General features: G+C 62.9%; 1 protein-coding gene. It reads left to right on the forward strand.

The features are described from left to right. Window positions 1-542 (forward strand): Ig-like domain-containing protein (locus tag API01S_RS29415; protein ID WP_167351751.1); only part of this gene is annotated, 542 nt, incomplete at both ends.

A 542-nucleotide genomic window follows, 5' to 3' on the forward strand; every position in this document is an offset into this window, starting at 1 on the left:
CCGTCAGCGTGACGGTCTCGGCGGTGGTGGATATTGCCAACGACTCGGTCACGACCAACGAGGACACGTCGGTCAACATCAACGTCAACGCCAACGACTCGTTTGAAAACGCCGGGCATACCATCACTGCGATTGACGGCAACGCCATCGTGGTCGGTACACCGGTTGCGGTTGCGAACGGGATGGTGACGCTCAAGGCCGATGGCACGCTGGACTTCGCACCCGCTGCCAACTACAACGGCTCGACCAGCTTCACCTACACGGTGACTTCTGGCGGCGCGGTTGAGACGGCGACGGTCAGCATCACGGTGACGGCGGTTCCCGATTCCCCGATGACGGTGGACCCGGCCGTTCCCGGCCAGACCTTCGATTCGGCTACTGGCAACTATGCGACCACCACCAATGAAGACACGGCTGTTACCGGCCAGGTCTCGGCGGTGGATGGCGATGGTGACCCGCTGGCCTACAGCGTGGGTACTGCGCCCACGCACGGCACGGTGACGGTCAATGCAACAACTGGCGCCTACACCTACACGCCGACC

The sequence above is a fragment of the Achromobacter piechaudii NBRC 102461 genome, from assembly GCF_001571245.1.
Classification (GTDB): Bacteria; Pseudomonadota; Gammaproteobacteria; order Burkholderiales; family Burkholderiaceae_B; genus Achromobacter; species Achromobacter piechaudii.